The organism is Duganella sp. GW821-FHT07G03, from assembly GCF_059418605.1.
In genome coordinates this window covers 137,457-157,337 of sequence record NZ_JBWKQE010000006.1, presented here as the reverse complement: position 1 = coordinate 157,337, position 19,881 = coordinate 137,457, and the positions used below count along the sequence as shown (strand labels likewise).

Here is a 19,881-nt window from a genome sequence, read left to right as displayed (position 1 = left end):
GCTGTCGTTCATAGCTGTTCTAGTTTTCCCGTATCCATACCACCGTCGTGATGCCGTTCGTCGCCCGCTCCATCAGGGACTGCGTATCTAGCGCCGCCCGGTCCAGCCTCACCCGGCTGTAGGCCAGGAAGTAGTTGCTCTTGACGCCGAAAGGTACATCCGGCGCCTGCAGACTCACCACCTGCGGCTGCTTGCTGAAGTCAGCCGGGGTGTAATAGAAGACGCGCTTGCGCGTATTCACCATGGCCGCAGCATCCGACAGCGACAAGCGCTCATACAGCGCCGACATCAGTTCGGCCGGCACTGTGTTCACGTTCAATTCCGTTCCCCGTTTCGGCAAGATGGTGACGAACTCGCGCAAGCGCTCGACCGTCTGCGGAGTAAAGCCGCTCACCGCCAGCAAATCCTCCACCCGCAGCAAATCAATCGGCTGCGGGCCGGTGGTTGTCGGCTGCGGCACCGCCGGCTGCGCGTTAGCCACCTGGGTCGCCACCGCCTGCGCCAGCGACGAATCGAGCCGCAGATTGGTCAACAAGCGTTCGAACACCTTCACCTGGGCGCCCACCATCGCATGGTTCACCGCCAAATTGGCAAGATTGTAACGCGACTGCGCGTCGATCATCTTGCCGGACAGCGTGGCGTTGAAATTTTCCGCCTCGGCGCGTTCGCGCTCGATGTAATCGTCCAGCCGCGTCTCTTCCAGCGGCGTGGCCCAGACTCCCCCCGCCTGCGTGAAGTTGGGCGAGTCCAGGTGGTCCTGGTACAGCACCAGCCGGCTCAGGTCCAGCGCGCCGCGCACGATCCAGCGCGTTTGCAGTTGCAGGCGCTGGTTCTCCATCGAGCGCACCTGCACCTGCTGCTGCCAGAACAGGCTGGCGACGATGGTCACCGCCAGCGTCGTCAACAACAAGGCCGTGATGACCGCCACGCCGCGCTGGCGCCGCAACTTCACAGTGCCCCCAGCAGGAAGGATTTGATCATCGGGACTTCCTGGCCGTCCAGCACCATCGACACTTCCATGCCGGTGGGCGCGCCGATGGTCGGCGCAGGCATCACGCCCGCCGCCTGCACCCAGCCCTGCGTGGTCCAGAAGCGCATCGCCATGCGCTGCACGCCCGATTTCAGCGCCACGCTGGCGGCCGGATCGATGTCGCTATTGGCCGCCTGCCACAACGCGTCCAGCTGCGCCAGATCGCGCGTGCCGGCCGATTCGCGCCGCGTCAGCATGCCGTCGCGCACGCGGTAGGACACCACCTCCACCCGCGTGGCCTCGTTCTCGGCCAGCGCCAGCCGCACCAGCGTGATGCGGCCGTCTTCCGCGCTCAGGATGGTGCGCGTGCCGATCAGCCCCTGCGGCGCCAGGTTGGCGCAATCGCTTTGCAGTTGGGCGAAGGCCAGTTGCAGGCCGCGCGTCTGCTCCATCGTCGCGGTCAGCGCGGCGCGTGAGCGGATAATGCCGTCCAGCCCACGCCAGCCCAGCACCGCGACGATGGCGAGAATGGAAATCGCCACCAGCAGTTCGATCAGCGTGAAGCCGCGCGCGCGGCGCAAAGTCGGCGTCATTGGTTCAACACCAGTTGGACCAGCTTGATGATGCGCCGGTCCGGCGCGGCCTGGTCGTAGACGCTGACCTCGACCCGGCGGAAGCGCGGATTCGGGCTGGCGATCACTTCCTCCTGACACATCAGCTTCATGTCGCCCTGCGGGCATTCAAAGGTTTGCTTGCCGACCGCCGGGAACTGGCGCGTCAGGCGCAGCTGCACCAGCCGGTTCTCGGCCGACCAGGTGGCCATCATGGCGCCGCGCAGGCCGTCGCTGTTGGCGGTCAGGCTGCCGACCGCGCGCAACGAGGCGCCCAGCGCGGTGCCGACGATCACCAGCGCCACCAGCACTTCCAGCAAAGTAAAGCCGTGTTGTCGAGGAAGGCGCATCTAGTCCACCGTGAAATGGCCGATGCCGTCGGCGCGGATGGCGATGCTGGCATCGCCGGCGCTGAGGGTCAGCACGAAGGGTTTGTCGACCGGCTCGCGGCCGAAGACGATGCGCAGGTTGACGTCGGGGACGTTGGGCGGCGGATCAAGCATCAGCGTGATCGGGGCGTGCTTGAATTCGCGCTCGCGCAGCAGGTCGTCCTGCACCGCCACGTCCCATTGCTTGTCGTTGCGGATCAGGAAACGGTAGCCGTCCGATCCCGCCTCGAAGGCGATCTGGCGGTTGCGCACGATGGCCTCGTCGCGCGCCAGTTGCAGCAGCAGCGCCACGCGCTGCGCGTCTTCACGCAGCGATTGCTTCTGGCCCGGCAGCGCGTTGAGCGACACCAGTCCCAGCGTGACGCCCAGGATGACCATCACCACCAGCAGTTCGATCAGCGTGAAACCACGCTGGCGGGCGGCGCGCATAAGCCGTGATCCCCCTGCGATCAGTTATCCCAGGAGCCGATGTCGGCGTCGTCGCCGGTGCCGCCCGGCGCGCCGTCGGCACCGTAGGAGAACACGTCGACCTCGCCCTTGATGCCCGGCGACAGGAACTGGTATGGGTTGCCCCACGGGTCTTTCGGCATTTTTTCCAGGTAGCCGCCGGCTTTCCAGCCGTTGGCGGACGGGCCGGCGGTCGGCTTAGTCAGCAGCGCCTGCAGGCCCTGCTCGGTGGTCGGATAGCGCTGGTTATCCAGCTTGTACAGCTTGAGCGCCTGCATGACGGTGGCGATATCGACCTTGGCGGCGGCCACTTTGGACTCGCCGGTGCGGCTCAGCAGCTTGGGCACGACCAGCGCCGCCAGCACGCCCATGATGACCACCACCACCATGATTTCGATCAGCGTAAAGCCGCGCGAGGCGGCACGACGGGGCAGGGAGAGTTTTTTCATAGTCGATGACAAATTAAAATGATTGCAGAGTATAAGGCCGAATCGGCGCCAGCGGCACCCTAAAACGAGTTTTGCGCCGGGAGGCTTAAATAGGGCTTAAACACGGGCTTAACCGGGCGCCTGCGCGCCCGGTTTTTACCGCGTTTTACCTAGTCGCGTTGATGAGCGGTGGCGTCGATGCGGCGGCGGGCGCCGTCGTTGCCGCCACCGTTAATGTCCGCCACGGCGGCCGTGGTTCTCGCAGCCTGCGGCGCATCCTTGACGAACGGCGCAATGCCCAGCGCAGTGTCAATCTCGCGCGGGTAGATGACGTAGCCGCGCGTGATCACCGCCGCCACCTTGCGGACGTCGGCGATATCCTTGGTCGGATCGCCGTCCACCAGCACCAGGTCGGCCAGCTTGCCGGCGGCGATGCTGCCACGGTCGTTGCTGGTGCGGGTGTAGCGGGCGCCGTTGCGGGTGGCCACCTGCAAGGCCTGGGCCGGCGTCAGGCCGGCCTTGACCAGCAGCGCCAGCTCCGAATGCAGCGTGAAGCCGGGAATGTCGTCGGTGCCGGCGACGATCGGCACGCCGGCCTTGTACATGATGCCGACGAATTCGACCATCTTGGCGTAGGACTGCTCGTAGCGCTTGAGCGTATCGGCGCCCTCGATCTTCATGGCGCCGACGGCGAAGCCGCGCGCCACGTCCGGCGGCATGTTGGCGGCGAAGGCGCGGTACGGCTCATTGACGTCGCCATCCTTCTGCTGGATGAAGGCGAACGCCGACAGCGTCGGGTCGATCGAAATCTGCTTCTTGGCCAGGCCGGCGACGAAGTCCTTGAACGGCTTGGTGTTGAAGTCCATGCCGGCGACTTTTTCGGCCGGCAGCAGGAAGCGGTTCAGGTTGCGGGTTTCCGTGTCCGGCTTGACCAGGAAGTTCAGCAGCACCTGGTTGATGTGCTGGATCTCGTCGTAGCCGGCGTCCAGCGCTTCCTGCGCGCGCAAGCCGGCCGGGATGTGGCCGGACACGCGCATGCCGCGGCTGTGGGCGTAGGCCACGGTGTCCTTCAGGATGGCTTTCGGGAAGGAGTTGTAGATCTTCAGCTGTGGGTAGCCGTGCTCCGCGTACCAGTCGATCGCGTCCTTCGCGCCCGGCAGGTCCTTGATGGTGAAGCCGTTGATGGCGCTGAACGGGCTCTCGCCTTCCAGGAAGCCGGCCGGCACCACCTGCGGCGCCAGCAGCTTGCCGGCGGCGGTTTCGTCGAGCATCGCCTGCAGCTGCTTGTTGTCGTTGCCCATGTCGCGCACGCTGGTCACGCCGGTGGACATGTTCAGCGCGCCGGACCAGCGGTCGACGTGGCCGTGCATGTCGAACAGGCCGGGCAGCACGATGCGGCCGGCGGCGTCGATGGTGTTGTCGGCGCCGCGCACCGGCGAGCCGGCCGGCAGCACGGCGGTGATGCGGCCGCGCAGCACGTAGATGTCGGACGGCGCGCCGACGGCGGCTTTCTCGCTGTCGAACACGCGGGCGTTGCGCACCAGGGTCAGGCCGGTCAGCGGATGTTGCAGCTTGGCGGCCAGGTCTTCCAGCATCTTGCTCTCGGCCTGCTTCTGGCGCACGGCCAGCACTGGCGCGGCGCCCTGCCAGCCCTCTTCCAGCATGTTGGCGAAGCCGGGGATGATCACGCCGAACAGGCGCGGCTTGGTTCCGGTGGTGGCCCAGTAAAACGACGGCGACAGGCCGACGCCAGTCTGCGCCAGCAGTTGCACGGTTTGTTTCTGGCCGCCGTCGCTGCTCACTTCCAGTGTATCGAGCACGGTCTGCGACAGCGTGCCCGATGGCAGCAGCGCCATTTTGTGTCCGGGCGCGGCGTCCAGCGCGGTGATGTAGGCGGAGACGGTTTCGAAGGAACCGTTCAGCGGCAGGTAGCCGGCCGGACCGCTGACGGCCTTCTTGCCCTGCTCGGAGGTGGACTTCCATTCGGCCTGGTCGCCCTTGCGCTCGAAGCGCTCGTCGACCACCGCGCCGAAGGTGGAGTTACCCTTGACGCTGTACTCGGTCATCACGCCATCGGCGCCCATGCGGAATTGTTCCGTCAGTTCCGGGCCGCGGCCGTTGTTCTTGAAGATGAAGCGTACTTTGGTCAGGCCGTCGTCCTGGTGCTCGACGGCTTGTTCACCGATCTGCTTGCCGCTTTCCGAGATGATCAGGTACTTGGTGCTGGTGGCTGCCTGTGCGGCGAACGCCGCGGCCAAGGCCAGCGGCAATACAGCGAGTCGTTTCATCAACAAGATAAGTCTCCTTCCGGTTAGTGTTATTTTTTTGCGCAGACCGGGCAATCGCCGTTGCGCCCCACACCTATGCTGGTCCACTCCATGTGCAGACCATCCAACATCAACAGGCGCCCGGCCAGCGAGGCGCCCACGCCCATCAACAGCTTGAGCGCTTCCGCCGCCTGCATGGCGCCCACCACGCCCACCAGCGGCGCGAACACGCCCATGGTGGAACAGGCCACATCTTCAAACTGCTGGTCCTGCGGGAACAGGCAGGAGTAGCAGGGCTGCGCGCCGCCGCGCGGATCGAACACGCTGACCTGGCCGTCGAAGCGTATCACCGCGCCCGACACCAGCGGCTTGCCCAGCGCGACGCAGGCGCGGTTGACGGCGTGGCGAGTGGCGAAGTTGTCGGTGCAGTCGAGCACCACGTCGGCCCGCGCCACCAGCTCGGCCAGGCGGGCATCGTCGACGCGTTCGTTCAGCGCGGTGATGGTGATGTCGGGATTGATCTGGGCCAGCGTGATGCGCGCCGATTCCGCCTTGGACTGGCCGACCCGCTCCGTGGTGTGGGCGATCTGGCGCTGCAGGTTGGTGAGGTCGACGGTGTCGTTGTCGACCAGCGTGATGTGGCCAACGCCGGCCGAGGCCAGGTACATGGCGGCCGGCGAACCGAGGCCGCCGGCGCCGACCACCAGCGCGTGCGCGGCCAGCAGCTTTTGCTGGCCTTCGATGCCGATTTCGTCGAGCAGGATATGGCGCGAATAGCGCAGCAGTTGCGAGTCGTTCATGGTCTCGGACCGGCGGCGCGCCCGTCGTTTATTGGGTAATGGGTAAAGTGCCCGGCTGTTTCAAGGCCGGCTTTTTTTCGCTGGACTTGGGCTTGGATTCCGGCTTGGCGGCCGGTTTGACGGCTGGCTTGACGTCGGTCTTGTCGGTCTTGCTGTCCGACTTGATCTCGCCGACTTCGCCGCCGGCGGCGGGCATCGCCTCCACTTTCGACAGCTTGACCGGCAAGCCCTTGAAGTGATTGATCGCCTGCGCCAGCTGGAAGTCGTCCTTGGAGCCGAATTCCACCGGCTTGGTTTTCTTCGCCAGCGAAGCCGGGCTCTGGCCGTCTTCCAGCTCTTCGCGCTGCGCGCTCAGGGCTTTCTTGGCGGCGCCGTCGCCTTCCGGGTCCTTGTCGTTGTTCAGGTGTTTTTGCAGGTCGGCTTCGCGCACGCGCAGGCTGTTCAAGCCGTCGCCGTCGGCCGTTTCGTCGACCATCAGGTCCGGCACGATGCCGCGCGCCTGGATCGAGCGGTTGTGCGGTGTGTAGTAGCGCGCCGTGGTCAGCTTGACGGCGGTGTCGGCGGTCAGCTGACGCAGCGTCTGCACCGAGCCCTTGCCGAAAGTCTGCGTGCCCATGATCGTGGCGCGCTTATAGTCCTGCAGCGCGCCGGCGACGATCTCCGAGGCCGACGCCGAACCGGCGTTGACTAGCACCACCATCGGCACGTCCTTGAGCGCGGCCGGCAGCTTGGCCAGCGGATCGTTCTTGGGACGGGACGCATAGAACTCGCTGCGGCCGTAGAAGGTTTGCTTGGAGTCGAGCAGCTGGCCGTTGGTCGAGACGATCACCGCGTCCTTGGGCAGGAAGGCGGCCGAGACACCGATCGCGCCCGGCACCACGCCGCCCGGATCGTTGCGCAGGTCCAGCACCAGGCCCTTGATGTGCGGGTCTTGCGCGTACAGGGCGGTGATCTTCTTGGCCATGTCCTCGACGGTCGGCTCCTGGAACTGCGAGATGCGCAGCCACGCGTAACCCGGCTCGATGATCTTGGCCTTGACGCTCTGCACGCGGATCTCCTCGCGCGCGATGGTCAGGACGATGGGCTTGTCCTCGTCCTTGCGGCTGATGGTGACGGTGACCTTGGAGTGCGGTTCGCCGCGCATCTTCTTGACGCTTTCGTCCAGCGACATGCCCTTGATCGGCGTGCCGTCGATGCGGGTAATCAGGTCACCGGCCTTGATGCCGGCCTTGAAGGCGGGTGAATCCTCGATCGGCGAGACCACTTTGATGTAGCCGTCTTCCATGCCGACTTCGATGCCGATGCCGACGAATTTGCCGGCCACGGTCTCGCGCATTTCGCGGAAGGCTTTCTTATCGAGGTAGACCGAGTGCGGATCGAGCGAGGCCACCATGCCGGAAATGGCTTCGGTGAGCAGCTTCTTGTCGTCGACGTTTTCGACGTAGTCGGTTTTAATCAGGCCGAAGACGTCGGACAACTGGCGCAGCTCTTCGAGCGGCAGCGGCGAACCGGTGACTTTTTGCGCGATGGCGGAAAACTGCAAGGAGACGGCGACACCAGCCACCATACCCAGGCCGATCAGGCCGATGCTCTTGACTTTGTTGCCCATTTTTTCCGCGAACCTTAAAACTTGACCCAGCCAGCCGGATCGAATGCTGTGCCCTGATGGCGAAGCTCAAAGTATAGCCCCGATTCCTCGTTGCCGCCGCTGTTACCTGCGCTGGCGATCGAGTCGCCCGGCTTGACGACGTCGCCGACCCGTTTCAGCAGCGACTCGCAATTGCCGTAGATGCTCCAGTACTGGCCGCCGTGGTCGACGATGATCATATTGCCGAAGCCACGCAGCCAGTCCGAGAAGATGACCTTGCCGCTGGCGACGGAGCGGATCTCGGCGCCTTCGCCGGTGCGGATGAACACGCCCTTCCAGCTTGGGCCATCGCCGCGCTTGGTGCCGAACTTGGCGGCGATCTTGCCGCTGACGGGCGCGCGCAGCTGGCCCTTGAGGCTGACGAACGGCGCGCCGGACGGCACCGCCGGGGCCAGCGCGATGTCCGCCGCCTTGGCTGCCGGCTTGGCCGGTTCTTCCTCGCGCGGCGCCGGCTTGAGCGGTTCCGGCGGTTTCGGCGGCGGCAGCTGTTGCTGCTGCTGCGCCACTTTCGGCGGCTCGGTGTCGGTGGTGTCGGGTTTGGACGGCGCCGGCTTGATGGTGCCGGATTTGCTGGCGTTGGCCTTGGCCAGGCGCTGGCGCTCGGCTTCGACGGCGGCCTTGGCCTTGGCCAGCGCGCGCGCCTCGGCTTCCGCCTTGGCCTTGGCTTCCGCGTCCGCCTTGGCGCGGGCGGCCAGCTGTTCCTGGCGTTTTTTCTCGGCGGCGGCGGCGATCGCCTGCTCCTGGATCAGCTTGCCCAGCTTGTCGACCAGGCCGGTCAGGCGCTGTTCGTCGCGCTCGACGTTGCCGACTTCCTTGCGCTGGGCCACCAGCTTTTTCGACAGCGAGGCCAGCAAGTTGGCGCGGCGCGACTTCTCCTGCTCCAGCTTGGCCTTCTGCTCCATTTCCTCGGCGGCGATTTCCTGCAGCTCGTCCTTGGCGTTCTGCGCCTCGGCCTGGTTGACCTCGACCGCCTTCAGGTTGGCGCGCAGCGAATCCAGCAGGCGCGCCTGGGCCTGCGACACGTAGGACATCATTTGCAGGTCGCGGTTGATGCGGTTGGGGTTGTCGCCGGACAGCAGCAGCTTGATGCGGTCCTCGTTGCCGGCCACGTACTGGTCGCGCAGCAGCTTGGCCAGCTGCTGCTTTTGCTGGGCGACCGTGGCCGCCAGCTTGTCGTGCTCGACGGCCAGCTGTTGCAGCCTGGTGTTGGTGTCGCCCTGCTCCTGCGCTAGGTCGCGCAGCGAGCGGTTGGCGTCCGAGATCGCCTGTTCGGACTCGGCCAGCGTATCGGCCGCGTCGTCCTTGGCGCTTTCGGTCTTGCCGATGTCTTTCTTGAGCGCACTGAGTTTTTGCTGCAAGCCGGCGCGCTCGGCCTCGGCCGCCGCTTTCTGCTTGCTGCGCTCGGTGGTCTTGCTGAACGGCGCGGCCTGCGCCCCGTTCAGCATCATCAGCAATAGTGCCGCACTGGTGGCGGCACCACGCCAGCCGCGGAAGGAAGAATGCGACAAATTACTTGGCCTTGCCCTGGTTGGCGACGGCCGCCTGGGCCGCGGCGATGGCGTCGGCGTCACCCAGGTAGTAGTGGCGGATCGGCTTGAGGTTCTCGTCCAGCTCGTAGACCAGCGGCTGGCCGTTCGGGATGTTGAGGCCGACGATGTCGTTGTCGCTGATGCCGTCGAGCATTTTAATCAGGGCGCGCAGGCTGTTGCCGTGGGCCGAGATGATGATCTTCTTGCCGGCGCGGATGGCCGGGGCGATGTCCTCGTCCCAGACCGGCATCACGCGCGCCACGGTGTCCTTCAGGCATTCGGTGAGCGGGATCTGCGACTTGTCCAGGCCGGCGTAGCGCGGGTCGTTGAAGGAGGCGCGGTCGTCGCCCGCTTCCAGCGGCGGCGGCGGCGTATCGTAGCTGCGGCGCCATACCAGCACCTGGTCGTCGCCGTACTTGGCGGCGGTTTCGCCCTTGTCCAGGCCTTGCAGGGCGCCGTAGTGGCGCTCGTTCAGGCGCCAGTCGTTCTTGACCGGCAGGTACATCATATCCATCTCGTCCATGCTCAGCCACAGCGTGCGGATCGCGCGCTTGAGCACCGAGGTGTAGGCCAGGTCGAAGGTGTAGCCGGACTCTTTCAGTACCTTGCCGGCCGCCTTGGCTTCGGCGATGCCCTTCTCGGTCAGGTCCACATCGGTCCAGCCGGTGAAGCGGTTCGAGAGGTTCCAGGTGGACTCGCCGTGGCGCATGAATACGATTTTATACATTTGAACTATCTTCAAAAAGGATTGAACGGGACGGAAAACCGGTACTGCGAGAACTCTTCCAGCTTCTATTTTATAATGCGCGGATTGACTTAAACCATTGGAACCCTGTGAAATTCTTCATTGACAATATTTTCATCATCGCCATCGTGCTCCTTTCGGGCGGCGCCCTGCTCTGGCCGGTCCTGACGCAGCGCGGCAAACGCGCCTCCGCGCAAGAGGTGACGCTGTTGATCAACCGCAGCAAAGCCACCATTGTAGACGTCCGCGACGCAACGGAATTTGCTGCCGGTCACTTGCCAGAAGCCAAGAATATTCCGCTGGGCGAGCTGTCCAACCGCCTCGGCGAGCTGGAGAAGTTCAAGACCAAGAGCGTGATCGTGGTGTGCAAGACGGGCGCGCGCGCCTCGTCGGCGGCCGCCAAACTGACCAAAGCCGGCTTTACCGACGTGGTCAACCTGGACGGCGGCGTTGCCGCATGGCAAAAAGCCGGCCTGCCGCTGGCCAAATAAGGAGGTCGAGATGACTGCCCGTGTAATCATGTACACCACCGCCGTATGCCCCTACTGCGTGCGCGCCGAGCGCCTGCTGGAAGCCAAGGGCGTGACCGGCCTGGAGAAGATCCGCGTCGACCTGGACCCGGAGCAGCGCATGCTGATGATGCAAAAGACCGGCCGCCGCACCGTGCCGCAGATCTACATCGGCGACACCCATGTCGGCGGTTTCGACGATTTGTATGCGTTGGATCAAGCTGGCGGCCTGTCCCCCTTGTTAAATGGCTAATCAACCCCAAATACAACGAGAGGGCCGCAGAAATAGTTTGAAACCATAATGGTTTTGATACAATTGCCCTCGCGTTTGATTTGAGCTCCATACCAAGCAAACTTATTCTGAGCGGCCCGTGCCGCTCGTTTTCACTATAACGAAAGCGTTCCATGTCTGACGAAAACCTGCAACCAGTATTCCAAATCCAACGCGTCTACCTGAAAGACATGTCGCTGGAACAACCGAACTCCCCGTCGATCTTCCTGGAGCAGGAAGCACCGACCATCGAAGTCGCCCTGGACGTTGGCGCCGAGCCACTGGCCGATGGCGTGTTCGAGTCGACCGTCACCATCACCGTGACCGCCAAAGTCAAAGACAAGGTCGCTTTCCTGGTTGAAGGCAAGCAAGCCGGTATCTTCGAAGCGCGCAACATTCCTGCAGAGCAGCTCGATCCGCTGCTGGGCATCGGTTGCCCGAACATCGTGTATCCTTACCTGCGCGCCAACATCGCCGACGTGATCACCCGTGCCGGTTTCCCACCAGTGCACCTGGCTGAGATCAACTTCGAAGTGTTCTACCAGCAGCGCATGCAAGCGATCGCCGACGCGGCCGCCGCAGCACCAGCAGCAACCGACGGCGCTGCAACCACGCACTAAGTCGTACCGAAGTACTTCGCTGCCGGGCGCCACGTCCGGCAGCGGTATCACCCCGACATGCCGCGCCTTCGCGCGCTGTCCATCTGCAAGGTAAGCCATGACATTTCCCCGTTTAATCGCCAGTCTGACCATGTTGTTGGCCATGAGTGCCAGTCACGCGTTCGACTTCAAAACGGTGGGCGCCGCACCCGTCATCCTCTACGACGCGCCGTCGACCAAGGGCGGCAAGCTGTTTGTCGTGCCGCGCGGCGCGCCGCTGGAAGTGGTGCTGGCCTATGGCGAATGGCTGAAAGTACGCGACGTCAACGGCGAACTGGCCTGGACCGAGGCCAAGGGCCTGGTCGGCAAGCGCAACGTCATCATCCGCACCCCCAACCTGAAAATCCGCGCCACGCCGGACGACAGCGCCGCGCCGGTGTTCACCGCCGACAAGGGCGTGCTGCTGGAAGTGACCGAATCGGCCGCCGGCGGCTGGCTCAAGGTGCGTCACCGCGACGGCCTGGTCGGTTACGTCAAGAATTCCGAAGTCTGGGGCATATAATTGCCGTAGCGGCGACATCCGGTCGCCGAATGAGGTCCCATGCAAGATAATCCAAACAAACCAGCGGCGACTGTCCGCAAGGTGGCTGTGCTCGGCGCAGGCGCCTGGGGCACCGCTGTCGCCATGGCGCTGGCCCAGCGTCACGACGTGCTGCTGTGGGGTCGCAGCAGCGACGCCCTGCAGGACATGGCGCGCGCGCGCGAAAACACCGGCTACCTGCCTGGTTATCCCTTCCCTGACGGCCTGCGGGTCGCCGCCGATTTCGACGCCGCGCTGGCCCATGTGGCCGGCCCGGACAGCCTGCTGATCGCCGCCTGCCCGGTGGCTGGCTTGCGGCCGCTGCTGGAGCAGCTCAAATCGCGGGCGATACCGAACGTGGTGTGGCTTTGCAAGGGTTTCGAATACGGCACTGGCTTGCTGCCGCACCAGATCGTGCGCGAAGTGCTGGGCGCCGGCGTGGCCGGCGGCGCCTTGTCGGGACCGTCGTTTGCGCAGGAGGTGGCCAAGGGCTTGCCGTGCGCGCTGACCATCGCCTCCGACTCGGCGGCCTTGCGCGACTGCGTGGTGGCGACCGTCCACGGCGGCAATATCCGCGTGTATTCCAGCGAAGACCTGGTGGGGGTTGAAGTGGGTGGCGCGGTGAAAAACGTGCTGGCCATCGCCACCGGCGTGGCCGACGGCCTGGGCCTGGGCCTGAACGCGCGCGCCGCGCTGATCACGCGCGGCCTGGCTGAAATCACCCGGCTCGGCACCGCGCTGGGCGGGCATACCGAAACCTTCATGGGCCTGACCGGCATGGGCGACCTGATTTTGACCTGCACCGGCGACCTGTCGCGCAACCGCCGCGTCGGCCTTGGGCTGGCGCAGGGCAAGCCGCTGGACCTCATCGTGCAGGAGCTGGGCCATGTGGCCGAGGGCGTGCCGTGTTCGAAGGCCGTGCGCGAACTGGCGGCCAGGATGGGCGTCGACATGCCGATCACCAACGCGGTGGCCGGCGTGCTGTTCGACGGCGACCAGCCGCAGGCGATGGTCTCGCGCCTGCTGGCCCGCGACCCGCGCCACGAAAAATAAGCGAAAAAGCGGGGTCAGTTCCGGCATCGTGCCACGCGTGGCACGATGCCGGAACTGACCCCGCTTTTTTTTATTCTTCTTCCTCTTCTTTTGCCGCACGCATCCATTCGACCAGCGGGAACGCATCCTTGAGCCCGCTGGCGATCATCGGCACCAGCTTTTCCGGCTGGTTCATCGGCAGGTCGAGCTCGGTCCAGACGAAGAAACTCTTCAGCTTGATGTATTCGATGTGCTCGTGCTCGGCGTCGAAACCCTTGGGTGGGCGCATCAGCTTGCCTTCGTTCTGGATGTCGCCGAAGGTGGCTTTCAACTTCTTGTTCTTCAATACCTTGCTGAAGCCGGCCGCGTCGTCGACCATGTGCTGGCGCAGCGCCTTCAGGCGCGACGGCGGCGGCATGTATTCGCCGGCGCCGAACAACAATTTGCCGCTGCCGTCGATCTGCATGTAGTAGGTCGGCCCGCCGGCCTTGCTCGGACGGCGCAGGTCGTTCGGCGCCACGGCGGCCGAGAAGCGCGTCTTGTACGGGCTCTTGTCATGCGCGAAACGCACGTCGCGGTTGATGCGGAACATCGCCTTCTTCGGGTTGCAGAACTTGACGGCCGCATCGAACTTGCCCAGCTCGATAATCATGTCCGTCACCACTTGCAGGAATTCTTCGCGCAGGATGTCGTAGCGCGGTTTGTTCATGATGAACCAGGGACGGTTGTTGTTGTCCGCCAGTTCCTTGAGGAATTGAGTCAGGTCGCGCAGATGCATTAAAGTTCCTTATTTGGCGCCGGCCGGACGCTTGCCGACGGTGATGTCGAGCGTGGTCTCGCGGCTCTTGCGCAAGATCGTCATTTTAGCTTTTCCGCCGGGAACGAGTTGGGCGATCACATTGAGCATCTCGTTGGTGTCGGCCACCGGCTTGTCGTCCACCGACAGCAGGATGTCGCCCGGCTTCATGCCGCCCTTGTCGGCCGGGCCGTTGCGCACCACGCCGGCGATGATGGCGCCGCTCTGGCGCTTCAGGCCGAAGCTCGACGCCAGCTCCGGCGTGATCTCCTGGGTCTCCACGCCGATCCAGCCGCGCACCACGTGGCCGGACTTGATGATGGCCTCCATCACCGACTTGGCGGTCGACACAGGTATCGCGAAGCCGATGCCGACCGAGCCGCCCGACTGCGAATAAATCGCCGAGTTGATGCCCAGCAGGTTGCCGTTGGCGTCCACCAGCGCGCCGCCGGAATTGCCGAAGTTGATCGCGGCGTCGGTCTGGATGAAGTTCTCGAAATGGTTGATGTGCAGGTTGTTGCGGCCCAGCGCGGAGATGATGCCCATCGTCACCGTCTGGCCGACGCCGAAGGGATTGCCGATGGCCAGCACCACGTCGCCCACCTGCGCCTGCTCGGCCTGGCCCAGCACGATCACCGGCAGCTTGTCGAGCTCGATCTTGATGACCGCCAGGTCGGTCTCGGGATCGGTGCCGACCACCTTGGCGCCGGCCTTGCGGCCGTCGGCCAGCATGACCTCGATCTCGTCGGCCGCCTCCACCACGTGGTTGTTGGTCAGGATATAGCCTTCGCCGGAGACGATGACGCCCGAGCCCAGGCTGGACTCCTCGTCGTCGCTCTCGCCGTCATGATCGCGGTCGCGCTCGCCGAAGAATTTTTTAAAGAAGGGATCGCGCAGCAGCGGATGCTTGCCGCGCTTGGGTTTCTTGCTGGTGATGATGTTGACCACAGCCGGCATCGCCCGCCCCGCCGCCGCGCGGTAGGAGCCGACCGCCACGCCGGGCGCCTTGCCCGGCCCCGCCTCCAGCATCAGGGCCGGATGGTCGGCGCTGCCCATTTGCTGGGTCCGCACCGGCGCGCGCCGCTCCGGCCCCACGGCCGTGTAGACGAAATACAGTGCCAGTACGACGGTCACCGTTTGTGCAAACAATAACCAGAGTCGTCGCATAGCTTTCAGCCTGCCGTCCCGGAAGACGGCGTCCTTGTCATTTCTTGAGTGAGTCGCGGATCTCGCGCAGCAGCACGATGTCTTCCGGCGTCGGCGCCGGCGCCGCGGCCGCTTCAGCCGCCGCTTCCTTGGTGTTCAGGGTACGCGCCTTGTTCATCAGGCGCACCATCTGGAAGATCACGAACGCCAGGATGATGAAGTTCAGCAGGATGGTGGCGAAATTGCCGTAGGCCCACACCGCGCCCAGCTTTTTCGCTTCGACCAGGCTCAGGTGCGCGTCCTGGCCGTTGAGGCCGATGTAGTAGTTGGCGAAATCCAGGCCGCCGAACAGTTTGCCGATCGGCGGCATGATGATGTCGGCCACCAGCGAATCGACGATCTTGCCGAAGGCGCCACCGATGATCACACCCACAGCGAGGTCGACCACATTGCCCTTCATCGCGAATTCTTTAAATTCCTGCATCATTGACATTTTCTCATCTCCGCTGTGGTCATTTGTGAACAAAACTGCGCTTGGATCATACTATTTTTTCAATTAGATTCCAAACACACGCGCCCTGTGCGCATTTAGGTACCGAATTACGCTATAAATTTGTCTTGTATCAATATCTATGGCTTGCGCCCCGCCAGTAGGGGATAGCCCGGCGGAATTCAAGTCCAAAACGGTGCGCAAATCGCGCCAATTGGGGTTACGGCAACGTTTTTTCTTTAATTCGTATCACGCTTACCTTATAATTTAAGGTTGCTAGAAGCTATATTCGTGCTTCATCAAGTTTCAGGTTTTGTTCTCGGTTCTCGGATTTTGTTCGCACTTTGACTGATTGGGGTTTGTATGAGTATCGAAAAGCAGGTCGATTCCGGCCGTCGCGGATTGCTCGTCGCAACAGGCGCGGCGGGTGGTGTAGTGGGTCTGGCAACCGCCGGGGCACTGGTTAGCACGTTCCAACCGTCCGAGCGCGCAAAAGCCGCCGGCGCACCGGTGGAAGTGGATATTTCCAGCCTCAATCCCGGCGAAATGAAAACCGTCGAATGGCGCGGCAAACCGGTCTGGATCATCAAGCGTACCCCTGAAATGGTGGCCTCGCTGAAAAAGACCGACGGCAAGGTGGCCGACGCCGACTCCAAGCGCAACCCGGACGAGTTCACCCCGGAATATGCCCGCAACGAATGGCGCTCGCGCAAACCCGAGCTGCTGATCGCGGTCGGCATCTGTACCCACCTGGGCTGCTCGCCTTCGTCCAAATTCACCCCGGGCCCGCAGCCATCGCTGCCGGACGACTGGGAGGGCGGCTTCCTCTGCCCATGCCACGGTTCGACCTTCGATATGGCCGGCCGCGTGTTCAAGAACAAGCCGGCGCCGGACAATCTGCAAGTGCCGCGTCATATGTTCCTGAGCGACACCAAGCTGATCATTGGTAAAGACGAGAAAGGCGAGGCGTAAATCATGGCGGCTTTCAAAGAGACACAATTCCCGGCCGATGCTCCGGCCGCACAAAAAGCGCTGGGCTGGGTCGACGACCGCTTCCCGCTCACCAAGCTGTGGAATGATCAATGGGGCAAGTACTACGCTCCGAAAAACTTCAACTTCTGGTACATCTTCGGCTCGCTGGCCATGCTGGTGCTGGTGCTGCAGATCGTCACCGGCATCTTCCTGACCATGCACTACAAGCCGGACGCCAACCTGGCCTTCGGTTCGGTCGAATACATCATGCGCGAAGTACCGTGGGGCTGGCTGGTGCGTTATATGCACTCGACCGGCGCCTCGGCCTTCTTCATCATCGTCTACCTGCACATGACGCGCGGCCTGCTGTACGGCTCCTACCGCAAGCCACGTGAACTGATCTGGCTGTTCGGTTTCGCCATCTTCCTGTGCCTGATGGCCGAAGCGTTCTTCGGCTACCTGCTGCCATGGGGCCAGATGTCGTACTGGGGCGCCCAGGTGATCGTCAACCTGTTCGGCGCGATTCCGCTGATCGGCCCTGACCTGTCGCTGTGGATCCGCGGCGACTACGTGGTCTCCGACGCCACCCTGAACCGCTTCTTCGCCTTCCACGTGATCGCCATCCCGCTGGTGTTGCTGGGTCTGGTGGCCGCCCACCTGATCGCGCTGCACGAAGTCGGTTCGAGCAACCCGGACGGCATCGAAGTGAAAGACAACCTGGGCGCCGACGGCCACCCGGTCGATTCGATCCCTTCGCACCCTTACTACACCGTGCACGACCTGTTCGGCGTGTCGGTGTTCCTGCTGATCTTCAGCACCGTGGTGTTCTTCGCCCCGGAAATGGGCGGCTACTTCCTGGAATATAACAACTTCCTGCCGGGCGATTCGCTCAAGACCCCGCTGCACATCGCGCCAACCTGGTACTTCACCGCGTTCTACTCGGTGCTGCGCGCCACCACCGCCGACTTCATGTGGGTGCTGATGTTCTTCGTCGCCGCCTACGTGGTGTTCATCTGGCTGAAATCGCGCCTGTCGAGCATGGTGAAGACCGCCATCGCCGTGATCGCGCTGGTGGCCATCATCGGCATGCTGCCGCAGGTGCTGGACGCCAAGTTCTGGGGCGTGGTGTTCTTCGGTGGTTCGGTGGTGATCCTGGCCTTCCTGCCTTGGCTGGACAAGTCGCCGGTCAAGTCGATCCGCTACCGTCCGAGCTGGCACAAGTATGTGTACGGCGTGTTCTTCTTCTGCTTCCTGGCGCTGGGCTACCTGGGTACCCTGCCACCGACCGAAGGCCGCACGCTGTTCTCGCAAGTATGCACCCTGCTTTACTTTAGCTTCTTCCTGTTCATGCCATGGTGGAGCGCCATGGGCACGTTCAAGAAGGTCCCGGACCGCGTAGTGTTCCACGCGCACTGATCGACCACCCCGGCTAAAGTACACAAAGGACATTACATGAATTTTCCTAAAAAACTGCTCGCCATCCTGGCATTGCTGCCGGGTCTGGCACTGGCTAACGAAGGCGGCATTGCGCTCGACAAGGCGCCGGACCGCTCGAATAACATGGCAGCACTGCAACATGGCGCCAAGCTGTTCGTCAATTACTGCCTGAACTGTCATAATGCGTCCTCGATGCGCTACAACCGTCTGCGCGACCTCGGCCTGACGGAAGAGCAAATCAAGGCCAATTTGCTGTTCACCGGCGACAAAGTCGGCGAAATGATGACCACCACGATGAACCCGAAAGATGCGAAAGCATGGTTCGGCGTGGTGCCGCCGGACCTGTCCGTCATTTCGCGCGCGAAATCGTCGGGCGCCGGCAGCGGCGGCGACTATCTGTACACGTATCTGCGCACCTTCTACAAGGACGACACCCGCCCGACCGGCTGGAACAACCTGGTGCTCAACAACGTGGCGATGCCGCATGCGCTGTGGGAACTGCAGGGCGTGCAGAAGGTCAAGATGGAAGAAGTGGCCGATCCGCACGAAGAAGGCAAGAAGATTCATCAGTTTGCCGGCTTCGAGCAAGTCACGCCGGGCAAGCTGAGCAAACTGGAATATGACACTGCGGTGGCCGACCTGGTCGGTTACATGGAGTGGATGGCGGAGCCTGCAGCGCAGACCCGCAAGAAACTGGGCGTAGCGGTGGTGCTGTTCATGGCCCTGTTCGCCTTCCTGGCATGGCGCCTGAACGCGTCGTTCTGGAAAGAAGTTAAATAATCGAGAGCACCGGCTGGCCGGCGCTTGTTTTGCGATGCCCGCGTTGGCGGGCGATCGATCCGGGGTGATCCGTTCGCGGCGTCACCCCCTTTGTTCTTCTAAGGAACTATAAAAATGATGGTTCTCTACTCGGGTACAACCTGCCCATTTTCGCAACGCTGCCGTCTGGTCCTGTTTGAAAAAGGCATGGACTTCGAAGTGCGCGACGTCGACTTGTTCAACAAGCCGGAAGACATCTCGACCATGAATCCGTATGGTCAGGTGCCGATCCTGGTTGAACGTGAATTGATCCTGTACGAATCGAACATCATCAATGAGTACATCGACGAACGCTTCCCGCATCCGCAGCTGATGCCGGCCGATCCGCTGATGCGCGCGCGTGCGCGCCTGATGCTGTTCAATTTCGAGAAGGAATTGTTCGTTCACGTGCACGTGCTGGAAAGCGAACGCGCCAAGAGCAACGACAAGAGCCACGACAAGGCCCGCGCAGAAATCCGCGACCGCCTGACCACGCTCGCGCCGCTGTTCCTGAAGAACAAGTACATGCTCGGCGATGAGTTCTCGATGCTGGACGTGGCGGTCGCGCCGCTGCTGTGGCGTCTGGATCACTACGGCATCGAACTGTCGAAGACCGCAGCGCCGCTGATGAAGTACGCCGAGCGCATCTTCTCGCGCCCTGCCTACATCGAAGCGCTGACGCCGTCGGAAAAGGTCATGCGCCGTTAATTTGGGCGTTGACCGTTTTACTTGAAGTCTATCGGCGCGTTTGCCGGCCTTAGTCGGCGGCGCGCCGGGTTCTACTGCAGTCTGGAATACCATGTCCGAAATCTCAACCAAGCCCTACATGCTGCGCGCCATTTATGAGTGGTGCACGGATAGCGGCTATACGCCCTACCTCGCCGTCAAGGTCGACGCCTCGACCACGGTGCCGATGGAATATGTGAAAAAAGGCGAAATCGTCCTCAACATCAGCTTCGGCGCCACCTCGGGGCTGAAGATGGACAACGACAGCATCCGCTTCCACGCGCGCTTCGGCGGCGTGTCGCGCGAGATCTACGTCCCGGTCAACAACGTCATGGCGATCTATGCCAACGAGAACGGCCAGGGGATGGCGTTCGAGCCGCAAGCGGGCTTTGCCGAGCCGATGGCGGACGAAGAAATCAGCGCGCCGGCGCCGGTGTTGGCGGCTGTTCCAGCGCCTTTGCAAGAGGCCAAGAGCGAGGCCCCAAGCGCTCCGGACGACGATAACGAGCCGCCAAAAAAGGGCGGCCGGCCTACTCTTACGCGAATTAAATAGCGTATAATTCGCCCCGTACAAGTTTCGCCGACTTAGCTCATTTGGTAGAGCAGTTGATTTGTAATCATCAGGTGGCCAGTTCGAAACCGGCAGTCGGCACCAGCAATATCAAGGGCTTACAGCGATGTAAGCCCTTTT

The 19,881-nt window shown here is 63.1% G+C and carries 23 protein-coding genes and 1 tRNA gene; 11 read left to right on the top strand and 13 right to left on the bottom strand.

Going from position 1 to position 19,881, the window contains the following annotated elements:
- Positions 1-19: 19 nt before the first annotated feature.
- The 10 genes from gspK to gpmA form a co-directional block, all read right to left on the bottom strand.
- Positions 20-952 carry a type II secretion system minor pseudopilin GspK gene (gene gspK, locus AC07OK_RS10725; RefSeq protein ID WP_494690300.1) on the bottom strand — a complete coding sequence of 311 codons (933 nt, stop codon included), beginning with the start codon at positions 950-952 and terminating at the stop codon, positions 20-22.
- The gene (locus AC07OK_RS10720; protein WP_494690299.1) at positions 949-1,563 is read right to left on the bottom strand and encodes a PulJ/GspJ family protein; all 615 of its coding nucleotides are present in this window, start codon (positions 1,561-1,563) and stop codon (positions 949-951) included. Before AC07OK_RS10720 ends, gspK begins: the two co-directional genes overlap by 4 nt.
- A complete protein-coding gene (gene gspI / locus AC07OK_RS10715) occupies positions 1,560-1,931 on the bottom strand; it encodes a type II secretion system minor pseudopilin GspI (RefSeq protein ID WP_494690298.1) in 372 nt (123 codons plus the stop codon). The genes AC07OK_RS10720 and gspI overlap by 4 nt, the downstream gene beginning before the upstream one ends.
- Entirely contained in the window at positions 1,932-2,399 is a 468-nt protein-coding gene (locus tag AC07OK_RS10710; protein WP_494690297.1) for a GspH/FimT family pseudopilin, read from the bottom strand.
- A gap of 20 nt (positions 2,400-2,419) precedes the next feature.
- Positions 2,420-2,866: a type II secretion system major pseudopilin GspG gene (gspG, locus tag AC07OK_RS10705; RefSeq protein ID WP_445234056.1), complete on the bottom strand. Its 447-nt coding sequence runs from the start codon at positions 2,864-2,866 to the stop codon at positions 2,420-2,422.
- Between the two features lie 149 nt (positions 2,867-3,015).
- Positions 3,016-5,133: an amidohydrolase family protein gene (locus tag AC07OK_RS10700; RefSeq protein WP_494690296.1), complete on the bottom strand. Its 2,118-nt coding sequence runs from the start codon at positions 5,131-5,133 to the stop codon at positions 3,016-3,018.
- A 29-nt stretch (positions 5,134-5,162) separates the two neighbouring features.
- On the bottom strand, positions 5,163-5,912 hold the full coding sequence (locus tag AC07OK_RS10695) for a HesA/MoeB/ThiF family protein (RefSeq protein ID WP_494690295.1): 750 nt from the start codon (positions 5,910-5,912) through the stop codon (positions 5,163-5,165).
- A 28-nt stretch (positions 5,913-5,940) separates the two neighbouring features.
- Entirely contained in the window at positions 5,941-7,521 is a 1,581-nt protein-coding gene (locus tag AC07OK_RS10690; RefSeq protein ID WP_494690294.1) for a S41 family peptidase, read from the bottom strand.
- 14 nt (positions 7,522-7,535) lie between these two features.
- Positions 7,536-9,008 carry a murein hydrolase activator EnvC family protein gene (locus AC07OK_RS10685; protein ID WP_494690372.1) on the bottom strand — a complete coding sequence of 491 codons (1,473 nt, stop codon included), beginning with the start codon at positions 9,006-9,008 and terminating at the stop codon, positions 7,536-7,538.
- A 61-nt stretch (positions 9,009-9,069) separates the two neighbouring features.
- Entirely contained in the window at positions 9,070-9,816 is a 747-nt protein-coding gene (gene gpmA, locus AC07OK_RS10680) for a 2,3-diphosphoglycerate-dependent phosphoglycerate mutase (protein WP_494690293.1), read from the bottom strand.
- Positions 9,817-9,923: 107 nt separating this feature from the next.
- Between gpmA and AC07OK_RS10675 the strand changes: the two genes are divergently transcribed.
- The 5 genes from AC07OK_RS10675 to AC07OK_RS10655 all read left to right on the top strand — a co-directional run bounded on the left by AC07OK_RS10675 (position 9,924) and on the right by AC07OK_RS10655 (position 12,846).
- On the top strand, positions 9,924-10,325 hold the full coding sequence (locus AC07OK_RS10675) for a rhodanese-like domain-containing protein (RefSeq protein ID WP_494690292.1): 402 nt from the start codon (positions 9,924-9,926) through the stop codon (positions 10,323-10,325).
- 10 nt (positions 10,326-10,335) lie between these two features.
- Positions 10,336-10,596: a glutaredoxin 3 gene (gene grxC, locus AC07OK_RS10670; protein ID WP_176652980.1), complete on the top strand. Its 261-nt coding sequence runs from the start codon at positions 10,336-10,338 to the stop codon at positions 10,594-10,596.
- A gap of 152 nt (positions 10,597-10,748) precedes the next feature.
- Positions 10,749-11,234: a protein-export chaperone SecB gene (gene secB, locus AC07OK_RS10665; protein WP_217943493.1), complete on the top strand. Its 486-nt coding sequence runs from the start codon at positions 10,749-10,751 to the stop codon at positions 11,232-11,234.
- 97 nt (positions 11,235-11,331) lie between these two features.
- Positions 11,332-11,775, top strand: a complete 444-nt coding sequence (locus AC07OK_RS10660) for an SH3 domain-containing protein (RefSeq protein ID WP_494690291.1) — start codon at positions 11,332-11,334, stop codon at positions 11,773-11,775.
- A gap of 39 nt (positions 11,776-11,814) precedes the next feature.
- Positions 11,815-12,846, top strand: a complete 1,032-nt coding sequence (locus AC07OK_RS10655; RefSeq protein WP_494690290.1) for an NAD(P)H-dependent glycerol-3-phosphate dehydrogenase — start codon at positions 11,815-11,817, stop codon at positions 12,844-12,846.
- 70 nt (positions 12,847-12,916) lie between these two features.
- Here the strand turns inward: AC07OK_RS10655 and AC07OK_RS10650 are convergent, their stop codons facing one another.
- From AC07OK_RS10650 to mscL, 3 genes are read right to left on the bottom strand one after another with little or no spacing between them, the layout of a single operon-like run.
- Positions 12,917-13,603: a DUF2461 domain-containing protein gene (locus tag AC07OK_RS10650; protein ID WP_494690289.1), complete on the bottom strand. Its 687-nt coding sequence runs from the start codon at positions 13,601-13,603 to the stop codon at positions 12,917-12,919.
- A gap of 9 nt (positions 13,604-13,612) precedes the next feature.
- On the bottom strand, positions 13,613-14,788 hold the full coding sequence (locus tag AC07OK_RS10645) for a Do family serine endopeptidase (RefSeq protein ID WP_494690288.1): 1,176 nt from the start codon (positions 14,786-14,788) through the stop codon (positions 13,613-13,615).
- A 37-nt stretch (positions 14,789-14,825) separates the two neighbouring features.
- Positions 14,826-15,260: a large conductance mechanosensitive channel protein MscL gene (gene mscL, locus AC07OK_RS10640; RefSeq protein ID WP_494690287.1), complete on the bottom strand. Its 435-nt coding sequence runs from the start codon at positions 15,258-15,260 to the stop codon at positions 14,826-14,828.
- Between the two features lie 360 nt (positions 15,261-15,620).
- Between mscL and petA the strand changes: the two genes are divergently transcribed.
- From petA to AC07OK_RS10610, 6 genes are all read left to right on the top strand, one after another.
- Positions 15,621-16,229 carry a ubiquinol-cytochrome c reductase iron-sulfur subunit gene (petA, locus tag AC07OK_RS10635; RefSeq protein WP_116993704.1) on the top strand — a complete coding sequence of 203 codons (609 nt, stop codon included), beginning with the start codon at positions 15,621-15,623 and terminating at the stop codon, positions 16,227-16,229.
- Positions 16,230-16,232: 3 nt separating this feature from the next.
- Positions 16,233-17,645, top strand: a complete 1,413-nt coding sequence (locus AC07OK_RS10630) for a cytochrome b (RefSeq protein ID WP_494690286.1) — start codon at positions 16,233-16,235, stop codon at positions 17,643-17,645.
- Positions 17,646-17,681: 36 nt separating this feature from the next.
- A complete protein-coding gene (locus AC07OK_RS10625; protein WP_217943486.1) occupies positions 17,682-18,446 on the top strand; it encodes a cytochrome c1 in 765 nt (254 codons plus the stop codon).
- Between the two features lie 114 nt (positions 18,447-18,560).
- The gene (locus AC07OK_RS10620; protein ID WP_008443913.1) at positions 18,561-19,172 is read left to right on the top strand and encodes a glutathione S-transferase N-terminal domain-containing protein; all 612 of its coding nucleotides are present in this window, start codon (positions 18,561-18,563) and stop codon (positions 19,170-19,172) included.
- A gap of 91 nt (positions 19,173-19,263) precedes the next feature.
- The gene (locus AC07OK_RS10615; RefSeq protein WP_494690285.1) at positions 19,264-19,743 is read left to right on the top strand and encodes a ClpXP protease specificity-enhancing factor; all 480 of its coding nucleotides are present in this window, start codon (positions 19,264-19,266) and stop codon (positions 19,741-19,743) included.
- 26 nt (positions 19,744-19,769) lie between these two features.
- Positions 19,770-19,845: transfer RNA gene (locus AC07OK_RS10610), tRNA-Thr, on the top strand.
- Positions 19,846-19,881: the final 36 nt, after the last annotated feature.

Coding starts and splice junctions, on each gene's coding strand:
- AC07OK_RS10720 (WP_494690299.1), bottom strand. CDS start 1,563: ATGACGCCGACTTTGCGCCGCGCGCGCGGCTTCACGCTGATCGAACTG.
- gspI (WP_494690298.1), bottom strand. CDS start 1,931: ATGCGCCTTCCTCGACAACACGGCTTTACTTTGCTGGAAGTGCTGGTG.
- AC07OK_RS10710 (WP_494690297.1), bottom strand. CDS start 2,399: ATGCGCGCCGCCCGCCAGCGTGGTTTCACGCTGATCGAACTGCTGGTG.
- gspG (WP_445234056.1), bottom strand. CDS start 2,866: ATGAAAAAACTCTCCCTGCCCCGTCGTGCCGCCTCGCGCGGCTTTACG.
- AC07OK_RS10700 (WP_494690296.1), bottom strand. CDS start 5,133: ATGAAACGACTCGCTGTATTGCCGCTGGCCTTGGCCGCGGCGTTCGCC.
- AC07OK_RS10695 (WP_494690295.1), bottom strand. CDS start 5,912: ATGAACGACTCGCAACTGCTGCGCTATTCGCGCCATATCCTGCTCGAC.
- AC07OK_RS10690 (WP_494690294.1), bottom strand. CDS start 7,521: ATGGGCAACAAAGTCAAGAGCATCGGCCTGATCGGCCTGGGTATGGTG.
- AC07OK_RS10685 (WP_494690372.1), bottom strand. CDS start 9,008: ATGATGCTGAACGGGGCGCAGGCCGCGCCGTTCAGCAAGACCACCGAG.
- gpmA (WP_494690293.1), bottom strand. CDS start 9,816: ATGTATAAAATCGTATTCATGCGCCACGGCGAGTCCACCTGGAACCTC.
- grxC (WP_176652980.1), top strand. CDS start 10,336: ATGACTGCCCGTGTAATCATGTACACCACCGCCGTATGCCCCTACTGC.
- secB (WP_217943493.1), top strand. CDS start 10,749: ATGTCTGACGAAAACCTGCAACCAGTATTCCAAATCCAACGCGTCTAC.
- AC07OK_RS10660 (WP_494690291.1), top strand. CDS start 11,332: ATGACATTTCCCCGTTTAATCGCCAGTCTGACCATGTTGTTGGCCATG.
- AC07OK_RS10655 (WP_494690290.1), top strand. CDS start 11,815: ATGCAAGATAATCCAAACAAACCAGCGGCGACTGTCCGCAAGGTGGCT.
- AC07OK_RS10650 (WP_494690289.1), bottom strand. CDS start 13,603: ATGCATCTGCGCGACCTGACTCAATTCCTCAAGGAACTGGCGGACAAC.
- AC07OK_RS10645 (WP_494690288.1), bottom strand. CDS start 14,788: ATGCGACGACTCTGGTTATTGTTTGCACAAACGGTGACCGTCGTACTG.
- mscL (WP_494690287.1), bottom strand. CDS start 15,260: ATGTCAATGATGCAGGAATTTAAAGAATTCGCGATGAAGGGCAATGTG.
- petA (WP_116993704.1), top strand. CDS start 15,621: ATGAGTATCGAAAAGCAGGTCGATTCCGGCCGTCGCGGATTGCTCGTC.
- AC07OK_RS10630 (WP_494690286.1), top strand. CDS start 16,233: ATGGCGGCTTTCAAAGAGACACAATTCCCGGCCGATGCTCCGGCCGCA.
- AC07OK_RS10625 (WP_217943486.1), top strand. CDS start 17,682: ATGAATTTTCCTAAAAAACTGCTCGCCATCCTGGCATTGCTGCCGGGT.
- AC07OK_RS10620 (WP_008443913.1), top strand. CDS start 18,561: ATGATGGTTCTCTACTCGGGTACAACCTGCCCATTTTCGCAACGCTGC.
- AC07OK_RS10615 (WP_494690285.1), top strand. CDS start 19,264: ATGTCCGAAATCTCAACCAAGCCCTACATGCTGCGCGCCATTTATGAG.